The sequence below is a fragment of the Rhodovulum sp. PH10 genome (assembly GCF_000293785.1).
Lineage (GTDB): Bacteria > Pseudomonadota > Alphaproteobacteria > Rhizobiales > Xanthobacteraceae > Rhodoplanes.
Window position 1 is genome coordinate 1 of sequence record NZ_AKZI01000107.1, and the last position, 19,036, is coordinate 19,036.

Here is a 19,036-nt window from a genome sequence, read left to right on the forward strand (position 1 = left end):
GATATCGGCGAGCTTTTCGACGCCGCGGCCGGCGTTCGCCCCGCAACCCGGAGGGCCGGGCCGCTTTCGGCCGCCCGGTTCGTCGCCGATCTCGCGCGTACTCCCCGGTACGCGCCTCGATCGGCTCCTGCCGGATCGGCGAAATCGGCTCCGGCGCAGCCCCGTCGGAGTTTCCAAACGGTCTCTCACGGCCGGATCACGGCCCGCTCGCGCGACGGTGAAGAACAAGCCCGGAACAACCGTCCGGCCTGAACCATTGGCCGGCATCGTCCGTCGCTTTCGGGTGAACTGGCCGCTCCGGGATGGCCGCGACGCAAAGACATAGTGCCCAAAGACACCGCGCCAAGGAGCGCGCCCGCGAGGGCATGCCGCACGACGCCCTGTGGCGCCGGCTGTCGCGCTTCGCCGCGCTGTCGGAGCAGGAGCACTCGATCATCCGCCAGGCCTGCGCCGCGCCGGGGCTGGTCGCCGCCGGCGCCGAGCTGTTCTGCGAGGGCGAGCCGATGCGCAAGCCCGGCGTGCTGGTGTCGGGTTGGGGCTGTCGCCATCGCCTGCTGGCGGACGGCCGCCGCCAAATCTTCGACTTCCTGCTGCCCGGCGACCTGTTCGGCGACGCGATGCCGGACGATCCGCACGCCACCGCCTCCGGCCTGACGCTGACCCCGGCGGCGATCGCCGGCACCGGCTGCCTGATCGAGATGGTGCGCGAGCCGCGGCGCTTTCCCGGCCTCGCCACCGCCTGGAGTGCGGCGCGAGCGCGGCAGGAGCAGTATCTGCTCGGCCACGTGGTCCGGCTCGGCCGCCAGACCGCCCACGAGCGGGTGGCGCACCTCCTCGCCGAGCTCGGCCACCGGCTCGCCGAGATCGGCTTTCCGCTCGGCGGCTTCCAGCCGATGCCGCTGACCCAGGAGGCGCTCGCCGACGCGCTCGGCCTCAGCGCGGTGCACGTCAACCGCACGCTCCAGCTGCTCCGCCGCGAGCGGCTGATCGAGACACGGGCGGCGGCGCTGCGGATCGTCGCGCCCGAGGCGCTGTTCGCGCTCGCCGAGTTCCGTCCGCCGACGCCGGTCGCTGCGCCGCACTGATCGTCGAGCGTGCCGACGCACTGATCGTCGACCACGCGTCCGGCGCTTTCGGCGGTATCATGCCGCCGGCGGGTGCGTCGCTCGTGGCTCTCCCATGCGTCGCCGCCCGTAACGGATGCTTGCCCCTGGTCCGGTCGGCACCTACGATCCGCCCGGCTTTTTTCAGCGAGTGCTTTCCGGAGGGATCATGGCTTCCAACACCGGTTTTCGTCCGAGCCGGCGCGACCTGTTGGGGGCGGCGGCCGCCGTCTCCGCGACCGCGCTGATCGGCGCGCCCGCGATCGTCCGGGCCGAAGCCAAGACCCTCAAGATCGCCAAGCTGTTGCCGCGCTCGGGCCTGTTCGCCGCCGCCGGCCAGTCGTGCCACCGCGGCGCGGTGGTGACGCCGAAGGTCTTGGCCGACTACGGCTACGCGGTCGAGCTGATGCACATCGACTTCGAATCCAACGTCGACGTGGCGCGCACCCAGACCGAGCGGGCGATCGCCGAGGGCGCGCAGTGCGTCACCGGCGCCTTCGAGTCGGGCGCGACGCTGGCGATCGCCCAGGTGTGCGAGCAGCGCCAGATCCCGTTCGTGATCGACATCGGCTCCGCCCCGCAGCTCACCGAGCAGGGCTACAAGTACCTCGTCCGCAACTTCCAGACCAACCCGATGCTGGTCGAGAACGGGCTGCGGCAGATCAAGGATCTGATGGCGGCCACCAAGGTCTCGTTCGAGAGCGCCGTCTACGTCCACGCCAACGACACCTTCGGGACGCTCAGCCGCAAGGCGATGGACGAGCTCTTCCCCAAGGCCGGCATGCCGTTCCCGCTGAAGGACTCGATCGCCTACGACCCGAAGGCGCAGGATCTCGCGGTCGAGGTGACGAAAATCCGCGCGATCGATCCCGACCTCGTGATGGTCACCTCCCGCTCGTCGGACGCGATCAAGCTGGTGCGTGACATGGTGCGCCAGCGCTTCGAGCCGAAGGCGATCGTCTCGCCGGGCTCCCCCGGCCTGTACGACGAGGAGTTCTATCAGGCGCTCGGCCCGCTCGCGGACTTTCACCTCTACAATCTGCCGTGGGCGAACCCGAAGTCCGAGATGACCCAGGCGCTGGCGGCCGCCTTCAAGCAGGCCCACCCGAAGAACCGCTTCGAGGTCGACTGCTTCAATGCCGGCTTCACCTTCGAGGGTATTCTGATCGCCGCCGACGCCTTCAAGCGCGCCGGAACCGCCGACGGCCCGACGCTGATGGAGGCGGTGAAGGCGACGAACATCGAGCGGCACGTGATGACCGGCGGCCCGATCCGCTTCGACGAGAAGGGCCAGAACAACGACATCACCTCCGCGGTGGTGCAGAGCCGCCATCGCACCCCGACCGTGGTGCTGCCGGCCGACGTCGCGGTGATGGTGCCGGTGCTGCCGATGCCGGCCTGGCAGGGCCGGAGCTGAGGCGGGGCGACACCCCCCGGGGGGCCGTCGGTCTTTCTCGGCGGCACGGGAGCGGCTGCCCGGCCGGTGGAAAAGAGCATTGCAGGCCCGATCGGCGCGAACCGAGGTTGCGCGCGGTCGGCCACCTGGGGTAACTCGGTCGCTCCCGCGCTCCTCCGGGGCGCCGGCCCGTGCGGCCGGCGGTCGGAAGCGCCTCCATCCGAACAGCCGCGATGCTCGCCATCTATCTCAACGTCGTCGTGCAGGGCGTTCTGACCGGGCTCCTCTACGGCCTGATGGCGCTCGGCCTGTCGGCGATCTTCGGCGTCGTGCGGGTGGTGAACTTCGCCCACGGCGAGTTCGCGGTGGTGGCGATGTACGCCGCCTTCGTGCTGTTTCGCGTCTACGGGATCGACCCGATGTGGGCGATGCTGCCGATCGCCGTCGCCTTCTTCGTGATCGGCTACGCGTTGCAGCACACGGTGATCGACGCCTTCGTCGGCCGGCCGGACCACGAGCAGTTCATCCTTCTGGTCGGCCTGGCGATCGTGATCACCAACGGGCTTCTTCTGGTGTTCGGCCCGGACGCCCAGCCGGCGAACCTGCCTTATGCCTTCGACAGCGTGATGGTCGGCCCGCTGATCATCGACGAGGTGCGCGTCTATGCCGCGGTCGCGGCACTCGCGGTGTGCGCCGCGCTGTTCGCCTTCTTTCGCTTCACCCGCACCGGCACCGCGATCCGCGCCTGCGCCGACAATCTGGTCGGCGCCGCGGTGGTGGGGCTGAACGTGCGGCGGCTCTATGCGCTCACCTTCGGGCTCGGCCTCGCCTGCGTCGGCGCGGCCGGCGCGCTGATGATCACCATCGCCGATGCGGTGCCGAGCCTCGGGCCGGCCTACACGCTGCTCGCCTTCACCATCGTCATCGTCGGCGGCCTCGGCTCGATGACCGGCGCCCTGGTCGGCGGCCTGCTGATCGGCGTGTCGGAGGCGCTCGCCGGCTTCCTCGTCGCCCCCTCGATGAAGAGCATGTTCTCGTTCGCGCTGCTGATCGCCGTGCTGGTGCTCCGCCCGCAGGGGCTGCTCGGGAAGAAGCCGGCATGAAGGCCTTGTGGGGCGAGATGAACGGGCGCGGCCGGGTGGTGCTCGCGGTCGCGGTGCTGCTCCTGCTGCTCGCGCCGACGGTGGCGACCCGCTACTTGGTCTCCGTCCTCACGCTGATCTTCTATTTCGTCTATGTCGGCCAGGCCTGGAACCTGATGATGGGCTATGCCGGGCAGCTCTCGCTCGGCCATGCGCTCTATGTCGGTGTCGGTGGCTACGTGAGCGCCGCCTTGTGGGTGCATTTCGGCATCGGCCCGTGGCTCGGCGTGTTTCCGGCGGTGCTCTTGGCCGCATCCTTCGGCGCGGCGATCGGCTGGCTCGGCTTCCGCTTCGGCATCGAGGGAGTCTATTTCGCGCTGCTGACCATCGCCTTCGCCGAGTTCACCCGGATCGGCTTCGACCATATCGACGTCGTCGGTGGGGCGGGCGGCCTGTTCATCCCCTACGAGGAGGCGCGGCTCGGCGAGTGGTGGAATCTGCGCGGCGGCCAGCTGTTCTTCTACTATCTCGCCTTCGGCCTCGCGGCGATCGCCGTGCTGGTCACCGCGCTGCTCGCCCGCTCGCGGCTCGGCTATCAGTGGCGCGCGGTGCGCGAGGACGAGGCGGCGGCCCGTGCGCTCGGCATCGACGCGTTCCGCGCCAAGATGAAGGCGATCCTGATCTCGTCCGCCATGACGGCGGTCGGCGGCGTGTTCTACGCCTTCTATTACAACAGCCTGTTTCCGGCCCAGATGTTCGAGATGAGCCGCTCGATCGAGCTCATTCTCGGGCCGATCGTCGGCGGGCTCGGCACCGTGTTCGGTCCGGTGATCGGCGCCTTCCTGCTCACCCCGCTCGGCGAGATTCTGATCGGCGTCACCGAGGCGCTCGGCATCAACGCGCCTGGCGCCAAGGCGGTGTTTTTCGGCCTCACGCTGATGGTGATCATCTATCTGGTGCCGACCGGGGTGTGGCCGTGGCTGTCGAAGACGCTCGGGCTGACGGGGCGGCGGTCGTGACGGCGCTTCTGGTGGTCGAGGGCGTCGGCAAGCGGTTCCGTGGGCTCACCGCGGTCGACAGGGTGAGCTTCACGCTCGCCGCCGGCGAGATCTTTGCCGTGATCGGCCCGAACGGCGCCGGCAAGACCACGCTGTTCAACATGATCGCCGGCGTGCTGAAGCCGAACGACGGCGCGATCTCCTTCTGTGGCGAGCGGATCGACGGGTTGACGCCCGACGCCGTGTGCCGCCGCGGCATCGGCCGCACCTTTCAGATCGTCCGCCCGTTTCCGGGCCTGTCGGTCGAGGACAACGTGCTGATCGGCGCGCTCCTGCACCGCAAGGACATGGCGGCGGCGCGCCGCTGTGCCCGCGACGTGCTCGGCCGGCTCGACCTCTACGACAAGCGCGGCGTGCAGGCCGCGAGCCTGACGCTGCCCGACCGCAAGCGGCTCGAGCTCGCCCGCGCGCTCGCGACTGATCCGAAACTTCTGCTGCTCGACGAGGTGATGGCCGGGCTGCGGCCGACCGAGACCGACCGGATGGTCGAGATCCTGAAAACCCTCAACCGCGAGACCGGTGTGTCGATCCTGCTGATCGAGCACGTGATGCGCGCGGTGATGGCGCTCGCCGGCCACATGCTGGTGCTGCATCACGGCGCGCCGATCGCCAGCGGCAAGCCGGAGGAGGTGGTGCGTGACCCGGCGGTGATCACCTCCTATCTCGGCCAGGAGACGGTGATCTGATGCTCGTCGTGCGCGACCTCGACCTCTTCTATGGCGACGCGCAGGCGCTCGACGGCGTCTCGTTCGAGGTCGCCGAGGGCAGCGTCGTCGCCATCGTCGGCGCCAACGGGGCGGGCAAGACCTCGCTCATTCGCACGATCGCCGGCATGATCCGGCCGAAGCGCGGCAGCATCTCCTTCCGCGGCGCCGAGATCGCCGGCCTGCCGAGCCACAAGGTGTGCAATCTCGGCATCGGCCAGGTGGCCGAGGGCCGCCAGATCTTTCCGACCCTGACGGTCGCCGAGAACCTCGACATGGGCGCGCTCCTTCCGCGCGCACGTGCAAGACGGCACGCCCAGCTCGAGCGGGTCTTCTCGATGTTCCCGATCCTCGCCGAGCGCGCCCGCCAGACCGCCGGCACGCTGTCGGGCGGCGAGCAGCAGATGCTGGCGATCGGCCGCTGCCTGATGGGCGTGCCGGAACTGGTGATGTTCGACGAGCCCTCGCTCGGCCTCGCGCCGGCGATCGTGCAGGAGGTGCTGCACGCCATCCGCGAGCTCAACCGCGAAGGGCTCACCTGCGTGCTGGTCGAGCAGAACGTCGCCCTGTCGCTCAAGCTTGCCGACCGCGCCTATGTGCTGGAAAACGGCCGCGTGACGCTCACCGGCACCGGCGAGGAGCTGCTGGCCGACGACCGCGTGCGCCAGGCGTATCTGGGGATGTGATCATTAGGTCGGCGATGGCCGGCCTTCACCTCTCCCCGCGTGCGGGGAGAGGCGCGCGGGGCTCTGCGGCTCCCGGTCTCACTTCGCCGGCTTGCCGATCGTCACGGTCAGCGTGCCGACGTTCTCGATCGAGCAGGCGAGCACGTCGCCCGCCTTGGTCGCGCCGACGCCGGCCGGGGTGCCGGTCATGATGATGTCGCCGGGCGCGAGCTCGACCAGCTCCGACAGCTTCTCGATGATCTCCGGCACCTTCCAGACCATCTGGTCGAGGTCGCCGTTCTGCCGCGTCGTGCCGTTGCAGGTGAGCGCGATGCGACCCTTCTGCGGGTGGCCGACCGTCTCGATCGGCGCGAGCGCGCCGCACGGCGCCGACTGGTCGAACGCCTTGCCGGCCTCCCACGAGCGCTCCATCTTGCGCATCGCGTTCTGCTGGTCGCGGCGGGTGAGGTCGATGCCGACCGCGTACCCGTAGACGAGGCCGAGCGCGTTCGCCGCCTTCACGTTGCGGCCGCCGGCCTTGAGCGCCACCACCAGCTCGACCTCGAAATGGAGATCGCTGGTCGCCATCGGGTAGGGGATGGTGGCGCCGTCCTCGACCACCGCGTCGGACGGCTTGGCGAAGAAGAACGGCGGCTCGCGGTCGTCGTTGCCGAGCTCGCGCACGTGATCGAGATAGTTGCGGCCGACGCACCAGATGCGCCGCACCGGGAAACGCTTGTCGGTGCCGGCGACCGAGAGGGTCGGCTGCGGGGGAGGATCGATCACGTAGGTCGCGTTCGCGCTCATTCGTTTGATCTCGGAGAGTTGTCGTCGGGGGGGTGTCGCCATCCGAAAGGGCTTCGGGTGGGCCGGAAGTTTGCGGCATATCACAGGCGCGGTGCTCGTCCAAACCGCGGCCGGCGCAACCCGTGCGACCCGTGCATCCGGTGCTTCCGGCGCAACCGCCCAACGGCGCCGTCGTCGGTGGTGGATGGCGCCGGAGCGAAAGAACGAGCGTCAGGTGTGGCGCGACGGCTTGGCGGCCGGCACCAGCGCGTCGAGGTTGCGCAGGATCTGACGAAGCTCCGGCTCCTGCACCGCCTGGGCGGCGTCGAACGGGTCGAACCAGCGGGCCTTGCGCTGGCCCTTCTCGCGCCAGCGCTTGCGCTGCGTCTTCACCTCGAGCGGAAACACCAGCACCTTGCAGCGCGCCTCGGAGCCGTCCTTGAGCCGCTTGTCGTAATGGAAGGTGCCGATCGACTCCGGGTCGGCGCGGCCGATCAGCCCGGCCTCCTCCAGCGCCTCGCGCGCCGCCGAGGCGTGCGGTTTCGCGCCGCGGATCGGCCAGCCCTTCGGGATCACCCACCGCTTGGTCTCGCGCGTGGTGACCAGCAGCACCTCCAGGGTCCCGTCGTCGCGCCACCGATAGGGAGCCGCTGCGTATTGCAGCCGACGTTTCGGAGACGCGGGACCCTGCTTGCCGCTCACTCTCGCATCCTCATGAGAACAATCCGCAGATCAGGTAGAAGGCGGCGCCGATCAGGGCCGCCGCCGGCATGGTGACGACCCAGGCGACGACGATGCTGCCGGCGACGTTCCAGCGCACCGCCGACACGCGACGTGCGGCGCCGACGCCGACGATCGCCCCGGTGATGGTGTGAGTGGTGGAGACCGGGATACCGAGCCCGGTCGCCATGAACAAAGTTATAGCGCCACCGGTCTCGGCGCAAAACCCCTGCATCGGCGTCAGCCGGGTGATCCGCGAGCCCATCGTGCGCACGATCCGCCAGCCGCCGAGCAGCGTGCCGCTCGCCATCGCGATCTGGCAGGTGATCACGACCCAGAACGGCACGTAGAAATCGCTGCCGAGATGCCCCTGAGAATAGAGCAGCACCGCGATGATGCCCATCGTCTTCTGGGCGTCGTTGCCGCCGTGGCCGAGCGAATAGAGCGAGGCGGAGGCGAATTGCAGGGTGCGGAACGCGTTGTCGACCGCGAACGGCGTCTGCCGCACCAAAATCCACGAGACGATCAGCACCAGCACCAGCGCCAGCGAGAAGCCGACCAGCGGCGACAGCACGATCGCCGCGGTGGTCTTGCCGAGCCCGCCCCACACGATCGCACCGAACCCGCTCTTGGTGACGCCGGCACCGAGCAGCCCGCCGATCAGCGCGTGCGAGCTCGACGACGGAATGCCGAACATCCAGGTGATCACGTTCCACGAGATCGCGCCCATCAGCGCACCGAACACGACGCGCGGATCGACCACCCCGGCATCGACGATCCCGGTTCCGATCGTGCGGGCGACGTGCAGGCCGAAGAACATGAACGCGATGAAGTTGAAGAACGCCGCCCAGAACACCGCATATTGCGGCTTGAGCACCCGGGTCGAGACGATGGTGGCGATCGAGTTGGCGGCGTCGTGCAGGCCGTTGAGGAAGTCGAACACCAGCGCAATGCCGATCAGGCCGATCAGCAGCGGGAGCGTGAGGGAGGCGTCCATGCGGGGCGGCTCACACCTGCTCGACGACGATGTCGCTGATCTTGTTGGCGACGTCCTCGAAGCGGTCGACCACCTTCTCGAGGTGGCCGTAGATCTCGATGCCGAGAATGAAGGCCATCGGGTTGCCGTCGCGGTAGTCGAGGAACAGCTTCTTGCGCCCCTGGTCGTGCAGCTCGTCGGCGCGCTCCTCGATGCGGGTGATCTGCTCGGTCACCGCATTGATGCGGGCGACGTTCTTGTCGATCGCGCGCAACAGCGGCACCGCCTTCAGCGTCAGCTCGGCCGCCTGCTGGATGATGTCGCCCATCTCGGTCATGCACGGCTCGAAGGTCTTCACCTCGAACAGCGCGATCACCTTGGCGGTCTGGTGCATCTGGTCGATCGCGTCGTCCATCGAGGAGATCAGCCCCTGGATGTCGCCGCGGTCGAACGGGGTGATGAAGCTGCGCCGCACCGCCAGCAGCACCTCGCGGGTGATGGCGTCGGCCTCCGCCTCGTGCTTGACCACCAGCGCGCGGTAGTGGGGGATTTCGTCGCCGCCCTTCAGCAGGCCGCGCAGCGCCTCGGCGCCGGCCACCACGGTCTCGGCGTGCCGGGTGAACAGGTCGAAGAAGCGCTCTTCCTTGGGCATGAGCGCCTGGAACCAGCCGAGCATCCGAGTCCTTCCCGAAATGTGCGCGGGCCGAAGGGGCGGGTGCAGCAACCGGCAGTCACCAGGAACCGCCGGCCGGTGCGGCCGGTCGCGCGTCGCGGTCGATGGCGTTCCTATGGACCGGAACAGGCGCGGAGTCAGCCCGGATACGACACTTATGTGACGGTTTTCCCGGCAGAGCTGCGGCCCGCCGAAAGCAGGTCAGGGTTTTGGCACACCCGCCCGGTATTTTGGTAACGGCGTCGAGGTGGGCAGGGGCGTGAGCGGGTGCGGGGCCGGAGGGTCCAGAGGAGGGTGGGTCAGCGCCCCTCGGCGGAAATCTTGCGCTGCCAGGCGAGCGCATGGGCGACGATGGTGTCGAGGTCGTCGAACCGCGGCTGCCAGCCGAGCAGCGCCCGGGCCTTCTCCGAGGAGGCGACGATCGCCGCCGGGTCGCCGGGCCGGCGCGGCGCGAGCTCGACCGGAAAATCCACGCCCGCCACCCGCTTCACCGTCTCGATCACCTCGAGCACCGAGAAGCCGTGGCCGTAGCCGCAATTGAGCGTCGCCGAGGCGCCGCCGCCGCGAAGGTGCCGAAGCGCGTCCATGTGGGCGGCGATCAGGTCGGCGACGTGGATGTAGTCGCGCACGCAGGTGCCGTCCGGCGTCGGATAGTCGGTGCCGAACACCGCCATCTTTTCGCGCAGCCCGAGCGCGGTCTCGACCGCGACCTTGATCAGATGGGTGGCGTTCCTGGTCGACTGGCCGGTGCGGGCCTGCGGGTCGGCGCCCGCCACGTTGAAATAGCGCAGGATCACGTGGCCGAGCCCGTGCGCGAGGCCGGCGTCGCGCAGCATGATCTCGGTCATCAGCTTGGACGAGCCATAGGGCGACATCGGCGACAGCGGCGCGTCCTCGGCGACCGGCACCGCGTCCGGGTTGCCGTAGACGGCGGCGGTGGAGGAGAAGACGAACCGCTTCACCCCGCCCTTCACCGCGCAGGCGATGACGTTACGGGAGTTCACCGTGTTGTTGCGGTAGTAGCCGAGCGGGTCGGCGACCGAATCGGGCACCACGATCGAGGCGGCGAAGTGGACGATCGCCTCCACCGCATGCTCCGCGATCAGCCGAGAGACCAACACCTCGTCGCCGGTGTCGCCTTCGACCAGGGTGGCGGCGGCGGGCAGCGCCCAGGCAAAGCCGGTGGAGAGATTGTCGAGCACCACCACCCGCTCGCCGGAATCCACCAGCGCGTGCACCATGTGGCTGCCGATATAACCGGCCCCGCCGGTGACCAGGACGGTCATCGCGAATCCCCCCTTTTTCCGCCGCCCGTCGGTATAGCCCGCCGCCGGGTTCCCCGGTAGCGGTTCCGCCCGCCGGGGCCGGGCGCAGGGACGCGGCGGAAGTGACAAGGCGCCTGCCGCTTGCCATAAGACCGGCCGGGCGGGTTCCATGGTCGACATTCTCTTCATCAAGACGTCGTCGCTCGGCGACGTGGTTCACCACATGCCGGCGGTCACCGATGCGCGGCGCCGGCTGCCGAAAGCGCGGCTCGTCTGGGTGGTGGAGGAGGCGTTCGCGCCGCTGGTCGGCCTGCATCCGGGCGTCGACGCCATCGTGCCGGTCGCCTGGCGGCGCTGGCGCAAGCGCTTGGGGCAGGGGGAGACGTGGCGGGAGATCGCCGGCTTCTCCCGGCGGCTGCGGGCCGAACAGTACGACGCGGTGGTCGACACGCAGGGGCTGATGCGAACGGCGGTGATCACCCGGCTCGCGCGCGGCGTGCGGCACGGCTACGATACGGGGAGCATCAAGGAGCGGCTCGCCTCGGCGGCCTACGACGTTCGCCACGCCGTGAGTCGCGATCTTCATGCGGTCGAGCGCAACCGGCGGCTGACTGCATTGGCGCTCGGCTACGAGATCGCCGGCGATGCCGATTATGGCCTCGACCGAGCGACGCTAGCGGACTCGTCCGCGGCGACGCTCGCGTCGGCGACGCTGGCGGTTCCGGCGCGGGGGGGGCCCTATGCGGTGCTGCTGCACGCCACCGCCCGCCCGGAAAAAGAGTGGCCGGAGGCCGACTGGGTGGCGCTGGGAAAAACGCTTTCCGCCCGCGGGATCGCGTTGGTCCTTCCCTGGGGCACGCCCCGCGAAAAGGAGCGGGCGGAGCGGCTCGCCGGCGCGCTTCCGGGCGCCACGGTGCCCGACCGAAAGCCGCTCGACGAGGTCGCCCGGCTGATCGCCGGCGCGTCGCTGGTGGTCGGCGTCGACACCGGGCTCTTGCACCTCGCCGCCGCGCTCGGCGTGCCGCTGGTCTCGATCTTCGTCGGCAGCCGCCCGACCCTCACCGGCCCCACCGGCTCCGGCCCGATCGCCACGCTGGGCGGTCACGGCGAGCGCTGCCCGCTCGGCGACGTGTTGGGGGCGGTGGAGCGGGTGCTGCCGGCCTGAATGCGAGGTCTCCGCTCGTCCCCGCGAAAGCGCTATGGGATGCACACAAGAGCAAAATGCCAAGTGTTTCAGTTGGAACCACTCGGCTCGACAAGCTCTCCGCCGTCATCGCCGGGCTTCGACCCGGCGATCCATCGAACCGAAAACAAAGATGCTTTTTGATTTCGATGGATGCGCGGGTCGGAGCCCGCGCATGACGGATGCATGCATCCGAGGCGATGTGTGCATCCTGTAGCGCGAAAGCGGGGACGCAGAAGCCACGCATGAAGGGCTGGGTTCCCGCTTCCGCGGGAACGAGCGGGTGGGGCGGTGTCGTCTCGTCCCGCAAAAGGTGGAATGGGTGGCCGCTCACGCGGCCTGTTGCGCCGCCCGCAAGGCGGCGTCGAACACCACCTCGGCCGGGATGTCGCGCATGCAGGCGTGGTGGCCCATCCGGCAGGTCGGCTCATGGCACGGCCGGCAGGGGATGTCGGTCTCGGGCTCGATGGTCGCGGAGATCGGGTTCAGCGGCGCCCAGTGCCATGCGCTGGTCGGCCCGAAAATGCCGATCGACGGCGTGCCGAGCGCGGCCGACACGTGCAGAAGCCCCGAATCGTTCGACACCGCGACGTCGGCCGCAGCGAGCCCCAGAATGGCGTTGCGGAGGTCTTTTCCGGTGAGGTCGCGCACTTTTTCGCCGTCGAGTTTTGCGATTGCCGCAGCCAAATCCTTTTCGCCCGGCCCGCCCAAGACCCAGACGGAAAATCCTCTGTCTGCCAGCCGCTTCGCGACCTCGCCATACCCTTCGGTGGTCCAGCGCTTGGAGGGACCGACCGCACCCGGCGCCAGCGCCGCCACCGGCCGGTCGCCGGCGAGCCCCATCCGCTGCCGCCAGGCCGAAACCTCCTCTGGCGTCGCGACCAGCTGCGGCACCGGCCATTCCGCCGGCCGCGCCGCGCCCTTCGGCAGCGCCAGCACCGCGCACTGGTCGATCATCCGCGGCAGCTTCTTTTCCCCGTACCGCACGTCGTTGAGCACGCCGTAGCGCATCTCCCCCAACAGGCCGGTGCGCACCGGGATGCCGGCGAGAAACGGCGCGAGCGCCGCCTTCCATTTGCGCGACATCACCAGCGCCCGCCCGTAGCCCTCCGGCTTCAGCCGCTCGGCGAGCGCGCGATGCTCGGAATAAGCGAGTTTTCCACGCGGGAGGTCCCACACGACGCCTTTGCGCACGCCCGGCATGTAGTCGAGCAGTGGTGCCACCATCGCAGACGTCAGCACGTCGACCGGGCGCTCCGGCCAGCGCGCCTTCAGAAGCCGCACCACGCTGTGGCAGCGCACGAAATCGCCGATCCACATATAGGGCACGACGAGGATCGGGCTTTCGGGGGCTTCGCCCCCGGCGGTGTCGGGCGGGGCCGTGTCGGGCTGGGCGGTGTCGGGCAGGGCGGTCATGCCGCAGGCGCTATCGCGACGCGCGCAAAGAGTCCAGCCTCCGGCCACCCGGCGCCCGCGGCCTCACATTTGCGCCATTCGCGTGTTGCGCCGACGCCGTCGGTGGGGCAAGGGAACCCGCCTGGAGGGTGCGATGCTGTTGGTGACGGGCGGGGCCGGTTTCATCGGGTCGAACGTGGTGGCGAGCCTCAACGAGGCGGGGCGCACCGACGTCGTGGTCAACGACGTGCTCGGCTGCGACGGCAAGTGGAAGAACCTCGCCAAGCGCGAGATCGCCGATTTCGTGCCGCCTGCCGATCTCGCCCGCTGGCTCGAGGGGCGGCGGCTCGACGCCGTCGTCCACATGGGCGCCAACTCCGACACCACCGCGCGCGACGGCGACGAGGTGATGGAGTCGAATTTTCGCCTGTCGCTGCGCCTGCTCGACTGGTGCACCGCCCACCGCACGCCGTTCATTTACGCCTCGTCCGCCGCCACCTATGGCGACGGCAGCGAAGGTTTCGTCGACGACGAGGATCTGTCCGCGCTGAAAAAACTCCGGCCGCTCAATCTCTATGGCTGGAGCAAGCATTTGTTCGATCTCGCGCTGAAGGGCAGGCAGGCGCGCGGCGAGGCGCTGCCCCCGCAATGGGTGGGGCTCAAATTCTTCAACGTGTTCGGCCCGAACGAGTACCACAAGGGCGAGATGATGAGCCTGGTCGCCAAGCGCTTTTCCGACGTGAAGGCGGGGCGCACGGTGACGCTGTTCAAGTCGCACCGCGACGGCATCGCCGATGGCGACCAGCGGCGCGACTTCATCTGCGTCGAGGATGCGGTGTCGGTGCTGCGCTGGTTTCTCGATACGCCCTCGGTCTCCGGCCTGTTCAATGTCGGCACCGGCGAGGCGAGGAGCTTTCGCGACCTGATCACGGCCGAGTTTTCAGCGCTCGGCAAGCCGGCGAACATCCAATATGTCGACATGCCGGTCGCGATCCGCGACCAGTACCAGTATTTCACGCAAGGCTCGGTCGAGAAGCTGCGCCGCGCCGGCTGGAACGGTGGCTTCACGAAGCTCGAGGATGCCGTCGCGCGCTACGTGAAGGACCATCTCGACCGGCCCGACCCGTACCGGTGAGAGTCGGTTCAGGACAATCATGCTCGACATCGAAAGACATCTCGCCCGCATCCCCGAGCAGACGGTGATCTGTGTCGGCGATCTGATGCTCGACCAGTTCGTCTATGGCGAGGTGTCGCGCGTCTCGCCCGAGGCGCCGGTGCCGGTGATCGCCGTGCGGCGCGAGGAGACGACCATCGGCGGCGCGGGCAACGTCGCCGCCAACATCGCCACCCTCGGCGCGACCTGCGTCTTCGTCGGCGTGGTCGGCGACGACGCGCCGGGCCGCGTGCTCGCCGATGCGCTGGCGGGCGAGACCGGCCGGGTGGTGCCGCGCCTCGTGATCGATCCGGACCGGCCGACCACCAAAAAACTGCGCTTCGTCTCCGAGCATTATTCGAGCCATCTCCTGCGCGCCGATTGGGAGAAGGCGCAGCCGGTCGCGCCCCACATCGAGGACGCGCTGCTCGCCCGCATCACCGAGGTTTTGCCGAAGGCGAGCGCCGTCGTGCTGTCGGACTATGCCAAGGGCGTGCTGACGCCGCGGCTGGTGCGCGCCGTGATCGAGGCGGCCGGAAAAGCCGGCAAGCCGGTGATCGTCGATCCGAAGGCGCTCGATTACACGGTCTATCGTGGCGCCACTTTGATCACGCCGAACCGCAAGGAGCTCGGCGAGGCGTCGCGCCGGCCGGTGCGCACCCTCGACGACTGCGCGGCGGCGGCCGAGGAGCTGCGACGGGCGACCGGGGCTGCGGCGCTGCTCGTCACCTTGAGCGAGGAGGGCATGCTGCTCGCCACAGGTGGCGCCCCGGCTCATGTGCCGGCCCACGCCGTGCGGGTGCGCGACGTGTCGGGAGCCGGCGACACGGTGGTCGCGGTGCTCGCCTTGATGCTGGCCGCCGGCGCCGGCTTCGAGACGGCGATGCGCGCGGCCAATGCCGCCGCCGCGGTGGTGGTCGGCAAGCGCGGCACCGCGACGGTTACGCCGCTCGAGCTGCGCTCGCACGTGTTGCCGCCTGCGGCCCTCGCCTCCGAGGAGAAGATCGTTTTCGACCCCGTCCATCTCGACGAGCGGGTGCGCGACTGGCGCAACCAGGGGCTCCGGATCGGCTTCACCAATGGCTGCTTCGACATTCTGCACCCCGGCCACGTCCGGGTGCTGACGAAGGCGCGCGCCGCCTGCGACCGGCTGGTGGTCGGGCTCAACAGCGACGCCTCGGTGCGCCGGCTGAAGGGCGAGGGGCGGCCGATTCAGGACGTGGTGGCCCGCGCGGACGTGCTGGCGGCGCTCGAGGCGGTCGATCTCGTCGCCGTGTTCGAGGAGGACACGCCGCTCGAGCTGATCCGCCGTTTGCGGCCGAAGGTCTTGGTCAAGGGCTCGGACTACCGGGTCGATCAGGTGGTCGGCCACGAGCTGGTGGAGGCCGACGGCGGCGAGGTCGTGCTGGTCGACCTCGTGCCGGGCCACTCGACCACCGACATTTTGAAGAAGTCCGGCAAGGCGCCCGACCGCGCCGGCGGCCCGGTCTTGCCGAAGACGCCGGTCCGATAGCAGGCGGCAAAGCATGGAGAAAGGCGAGGGGCGGCCTCTTCGACGCGGTCGTTTCGACGCGGTGGTCCGGCGGCCGCCTCGGCCGAGATCCGCAGGACTGACTCCCCCCTCATGGTGAGGAGCGGCCGGAGGCCGCGTCTCGAACCATGAGGCCGCTCTCGCCCTTCGAGACGCGCCCTTCGGTCGCGCCTCAGGGCGAGCACGGAGAAAGGCCCTCGCGAAAATGCGCCGGGCGTCACACCGCGGCGGCCATGTCCTCGTCGGGCGGCGGCGGCGGCTCGTTGCGCAGCGGCCGCGAGGCGCGGCGGCCGAAGCCGGAGCCCGGCACGAACCGGCACACCGTGTCCATCACGCCGACGATCTGCTGGCCGCGGCCGAGCGCCCGGTCGAGCGCCGCCATGGTCTTCGCATGGCCCGGCTCGTGGTCGTCGAGGAAGGTCGACATCACATTGGCATAGAGCAGTGCGAGGCCTTGCGCCCGCACCATCGCCAGCGGCCCGGCGGTGGAGATCTCAGCACCCGCCAGCATCCACTGCATCGAGTTGACCGCGAAATTGTTGAGCGTCAGCGCCAGCGCCGGATCGCCGCGCGCCGAGCGCAGCAGCGAGCGGATCGCGTCCTTGTACGGGGCGAGCGCCTCGAACCGGCGCATCAGCACGTCGAACAGCCGCTCGCGGGTCGGCTCGTCGGTCATGTCGCCGCCGTCGCCGGCCAGAACCTGGCGGTCGATCTCCTTGATGTGAGCGGCGAGGATGGCGAACTTCGAGCCGAACTCGCCGCGCAGCTCGGCGAGCGAGACACCGGCGCGCTCGGCGATGTCGCGCAGCGCGATGCGCTCGAACCGCTGCTCGCCGAGCAGCTCCATGAACGCCTCGATGATTCTCTCGCGCGGGCGGCTGGTGGCCTCGGCCGAGGCCGGCTCGGCGGCGGGGTCCGTGCCGGGCTCGATGTCGTTCGACGAACTGCGAGGCTTGCGCGGCATGGCTCGACTCCTGTTCTGAGGCCGTCCCGCGTTATGTAGGGCCGCTCCGCAGCGATACCAGGGGTTTGTGTTCGCGTCCCGATCGTGTCGGCGTCCTGTCGCAGCCGGGCGAGCCGGGCGAGCCGGTCGCGGCGACGCGGACGGGCGACGATTCCCCGGCGACGATGCTATCTATACCGCAATGGCGGTCCCGGACGGCGCGCGGCGCCCGGCCGGACCGACGAGTGGGACGTGTTTTCAGGGGACGAGCATGACGGCACGCACGGACGTTTTCATCGCCGGCGGTGGGTTCGCGGGGCTGGCGCTGGCGATCGCGCTGCGCCGCGCGCTCGGGCCGTCGTTCGCGGTCACCGTCGCCGATCCGGCGCTCGCCGCGCCGCGGACGGACGCGCGCGCCTCGGCGATCGCCGCGGCCACGCGCCGCATGCTCGAGCAGATCGACGTCTGGCCGGCGGTCGCCGGCGAGGCGCAGGAGATCGTCGACATGGTGGTCACCGACAGTCGGCTCGACGACGCGGTGCGCCCGACCTTCCTCACTTTTGCCGGCGAGGTCGCCCCCGGCGAGACTTTTGCCTGGATGGTCGAGAACGCCGTGCTGCTCGCCGCCCTGCGCGAGCGCGCAGAGGCGGAGGCGGTGACGATTTTGACGACGCCCGTCACCGGCTACGAGGCCGCCGGCGGCACCGTGACGGTGACGCCCGAGGCCGGCGCGCCGGTCGCCGCGCGGCTGCTGGTCGCCGCCGACGGCGTGCGCTCCAGGTTGCGCGATCTCGCCGGCATCGCCACGGTCGGCTGGGAGTACGGCCAGTCGGCGATCGTCACCACCGTCGCCCACGAGCGCGAGCACGGCGGCCGGGCGGTCGAGCATTTCCTTCCCGCCGGGCCGTTCGCCATCCTGCCGCTGGTGCGCAACCGCGCCTCGCTGGTGTGGGTGGAAAAAACCCCGGAGGCGCAACGTATCGTCGGCCTGCCGGACGACGGCTTTCACGAGGAGCTGGAGAAGCGGTTCGGGCTGCATCTCGGCGCGCTCGAGGCGGTCGGGCCGCGCCAGGCCTATCCGCTCGGCCTCACCGTCGCCCGCGCTTTCGTCGCCGAGCGCCTCGCGCTGTTGGGCGACGCCGCCCACCGGGTGCATCCGATCGCCGGGCAGGGGCTCAATCTCGGCCTGCGCGACGCCGCAGCCCTCGCGGAGACGATCGCCGACGCCGCCCGGCTCGGCCTCGACATCGGCGGGCCGGACGTGCTCGAGCGCTATCAGCGCTGGCGCCGCTTCGACACGCTCACCATGGGGCTCGCGACCGACGGGCTGAACCGCCTCTTTTCCAACGGCTCCGACGTCCTGCGGCTGGTGCGCGATCTCGGGCTCGGCATGGTCGATCGCACGCCGCTCCTCAAGAAGGTCTTCATCCGCGAGGCGGCGGGGCTGTCGGGCGCGGTGCCGCGGCTGTTGCGCGGCGAGGAGCTGTGATCGCGGCAACCGTTTTCGACCGACGTCAGGTAACGGTTAAAAGACGGTTGAAGTCCAATCGAAGCCTGTTCGAGAATTGGTCGAAGGTCGGTCGCCGGAAAATACGTATGGCGCATCTTCGTCACAATTCGGTGCCGGGCGTACGGTACAGCACCGTCATACCCGCTGTCCGAATCGGGCCGAGCCGCGTCTGTGGGTTCCCGCGCGGCGGTTCCGGGCCGACTCCGGACGGCGGGTGTTCTCCGGACATCACCCAGCGAGACACCCGCGGCCGTCAGCGCACCAGCCGGGCGACCAGCTCGACATGCGCCGACCAGCGGAACTGGTCGACCGGGGTGACGGCCTCCAGCCGATAGCCGCCCGCCACCAGAATTTTCGCATCTCGTGAGAACGTCGCCGGATTGCACGAGACGGCGACCACCGTCTTCACGCCGCTCGCGGCGATCTCGCGCGCCTGCGCCTCTGCTCCTTGCCGCGGCGGATCGAACACCACGGCGTCGAGCCCGGCGAGCTCGCTGCGCACCACCGGCCGGCGAAACAGATCGCGCCGCTCGACCGTCACCGGCTTGAGGCCGGAGGTGTCGGCCACCGCGCGCCGCAGCGCCGCACAGGTCGCCTCGTCGATCTCGGCGGCCAGCACCCTTGCGTGCTCGGCGAGGCGCAGCGTGAAGGGGCCGAGGCCGCAGAACAGATCGGCGACGCGCTTGGCCTTCGGCCCCACATGGTCGAGCACCAGCGCGGCGAGCGTCGCCTCGCCGGCCTCGGTCGCCTGCAGAAAAGGCCCCGGCGGCAGCGCGACGATGGCCCGGCCCATCCGCACGGTCGGGGCGGCACGCTGAAACAGAATCTCGCCGTGGCGGGTGAGGCGGGCGAGCCGATGCGTCTCGCCGAGCCGGGGGAGCTTTGCCGCACGC

Annotated in this window: 19 protein-coding genes; 11 read left to right on the forward strand and 8 right to left on the reverse strand. The window is 69.8% G+C overall.

The window, feature by feature from the left end:
• From A33M_RS25030 to A33M_RS16865, 7 genes are all read left to right on the forward strand, one after another.
• A partial coding sequence (locus tag A33M_RS25030; RefSeq protein ID WP_237718405.1) for a hypothetical protein occupies window positions 1-252 on the forward strand: 252 nt, incomplete at its 5' end.
• Window positions 253-365: 113 nt separating this feature from the next.
• Window positions 366-1,085: a Crp/Fnr family transcriptional regulator gene (locus tag A33M_RS16840; RefSeq protein WP_008389543.1), complete on the forward strand. Its 720-nt coding sequence runs from the start codon at window positions 366-368 to the stop codon at window positions 1,083-1,085.
• A 187-nt stretch (window positions 1,086-1,272) separates the two neighbouring features.
• Entirely contained in the window at window positions 1,273-2,520 is a 1,248-nt protein-coding gene (locus tag A33M_RS16845; protein ID WP_040621240.1) for an ABC transporter substrate-binding protein, read from the forward strand.
• 212 nt (window positions 2,521-2,732) lie between these two features.
• On the forward strand, window positions 2,733-3,602 hold the full coding sequence (locus A33M_RS16850; RefSeq protein WP_008389547.1) for a branched-chain amino acid ABC transporter permease: 870 nt from the start codon (window positions 2,733-2,735) through the stop codon (window positions 3,600-3,602).
• Window positions 3,599-4,600: a branched-chain amino acid ABC transporter permease gene (locus A33M_RS16855; protein ID WP_008389549.1), complete on the forward strand. Its 1,002-nt coding sequence runs from the start codon at window positions 3,599-3,601 to the stop codon at window positions 4,598-4,600. Before A33M_RS16850 ends, A33M_RS16855 begins: the two co-directional genes overlap by 4 nt.
• The gene (locus A33M_RS16860) at window positions 4,597-5,325 is read left to right on the forward strand and encodes an ABC transporter ATP-binding protein (RefSeq protein ID WP_008389552.1); all 729 of its coding nucleotides are present in this window, start codon (window positions 4,597-4,599) and stop codon (window positions 5,323-5,325) included. Before A33M_RS16855 ends, A33M_RS16860 begins: the two co-directional genes overlap by 4 nt.
• Entirely contained in the window at window positions 5,325-6,029 is a 705-nt protein-coding gene (locus tag A33M_RS16865) for an ABC transporter ATP-binding protein (RefSeq protein WP_008389554.1), read from the forward strand. The genes A33M_RS16860 and A33M_RS16865 overlap by 1 nt, the downstream gene beginning before the upstream one ends.
• A 78-nt stretch (window positions 6,030-6,107) precedes the next feature.
• Here A33M_RS16865 and A33M_RS16870 read toward each other — a convergent pair whose 3' ends face one another.
• The 5 genes from A33M_RS16870 to galE form a co-directional block, all read right to left on the reverse strand.
• A complete protein-coding gene (locus tag A33M_RS16870) occupies window positions 6,108-6,815 on the reverse strand; it encodes a fumarylacetoacetate hydrolase family protein (RefSeq protein ID WP_008389557.1) in 708 nt (235 codons plus the stop codon).
• A gap of 210 nt (window positions 6,816-7,025) precedes the next feature.
• Entirely contained in the window at window positions 7,026-7,496 is a 471-nt protein-coding gene (locus A33M_RS16875; RefSeq protein WP_052027097.1) for an NUDIX hydrolase, read from the reverse strand.
• 10 nt (window positions 7,497-7,506) lie between these two features.
• Complete coding sequence (locus tag A33M_RS16880) at window positions 7,507-8,511, reverse strand: inorganic phosphate transporter (RefSeq protein WP_008389561.1); 1,005 nt, start codon at window positions 8,509-8,511, stop codon at window positions 7,507-7,509.
• A 10-nt stretch (window positions 8,512-8,521) separates the two neighbouring features.
• On the reverse strand, window positions 8,522-9,166 hold the full coding sequence (locus A33M_RS16885; protein ID WP_008389563.1) for a DUF47 domain-containing protein: 645 nt from the start codon (window positions 9,164-9,166) through the stop codon (window positions 8,522-8,524).
• A 296-nt stretch (window positions 9,167-9,462) separates the two neighbouring features.
• On the reverse strand, window positions 9,463-10,449 hold the full coding sequence (gene galE / locus A33M_RS16890; protein ID WP_008389565.1) for a UDP-glucose 4-epimerase GalE: 987 nt from the start codon (window positions 10,447-10,449) through the stop codon (window positions 9,463-9,465).
• A gap of 148 nt (window positions 10,450-10,597) precedes the next feature.
• On the opposite strand from galE, the gene waaC reads away from it, so the two are divergent.
• Complete coding sequence (waaC, locus tag A33M_RS16895) at window positions 10,598-11,593, forward strand: lipopolysaccharide heptosyltransferase I (protein ID WP_008389566.1); 996 nt, start codon at window positions 10,598-10,600, stop codon at window positions 11,591-11,593.
• A 348-nt stretch (window positions 11,594-11,941) separates the two neighbouring features.
• Here waaC and waaF read toward each other — a convergent pair whose 3' ends face one another.
• Window positions 11,942-13,027 carry a lipopolysaccharide heptosyltransferase II gene (waaF, locus tag A33M_RS16900; protein WP_008389567.1) on the reverse strand — a complete coding sequence of 362 codons (1,086 nt, stop codon included), beginning with the start codon at window positions 13,025-13,027 and terminating at the stop codon, window positions 11,942-11,944.
• 133 nt (window positions 13,028-13,160) lie between these two features.
• Here waaF and rfaD point away from each other — a divergent pair, with 133 nt between their 5' ends.
• Together rfaD and rfaE1 are read left to right on the forward strand one after the other, a co-directional pair.
• A complete protein-coding gene (rfaD, locus tag A33M_RS16905) occupies window positions 13,161-14,141 on the forward strand; it encodes an ADP-glyceromanno-heptose 6-epimerase (protein ID WP_008389568.1) in 981 nt (326 codons plus the stop codon).
• Between the two features lie 19 nt (window positions 14,142-14,160).
• Complete coding sequence (gene rfaE1, locus A33M_RS16910; RefSeq protein WP_008389569.1) at window positions 14,161-15,672, forward strand: D-glycero-beta-D-manno-heptose-7-phosphate kinase; 1,512 nt, start codon at window positions 14,161-14,163, stop codon at window positions 15,670-15,672.
• 235 nt (window positions 15,673-15,907) lie between these two features.
• On the opposite strand, the gene A33M_RS16915 is transcribed toward rfaE1, so the two are convergent.
• Window positions 15,908-16,654 (reverse strand): TetR/AcrR family transcriptional regulator, encoded by a 747-nt coding sequence (locus A33M_RS16915; protein ID WP_008389571.1) that lies wholly within the window; start codon window positions 16,652-16,654, stop codon window positions 15,908-15,910.
• A gap of 250 nt (window positions 16,655-16,904) precedes the next feature.
• Between A33M_RS16915 and A33M_RS16920 the strand changes: the two genes are divergently transcribed.
• A complete protein-coding gene (locus tag A33M_RS16920; RefSeq protein WP_008389573.1) occupies window positions 16,905-18,122 on the forward strand; it encodes a ubiquinone biosynthesis hydroxylase in 1,218 nt (405 codons plus the stop codon).
• A gap of 274 nt (window positions 18,123-18,396) precedes the next feature.
• Here the strand turns inward: A33M_RS16920 and A33M_RS16925 are convergent.
• Window positions 18,397-19,036: RNA methyltransferase (locus A33M_RS16925; RefSeq protein WP_040621243.1), on the reverse strand; the 640-nt coding region annotated here is incomplete at its 5' end.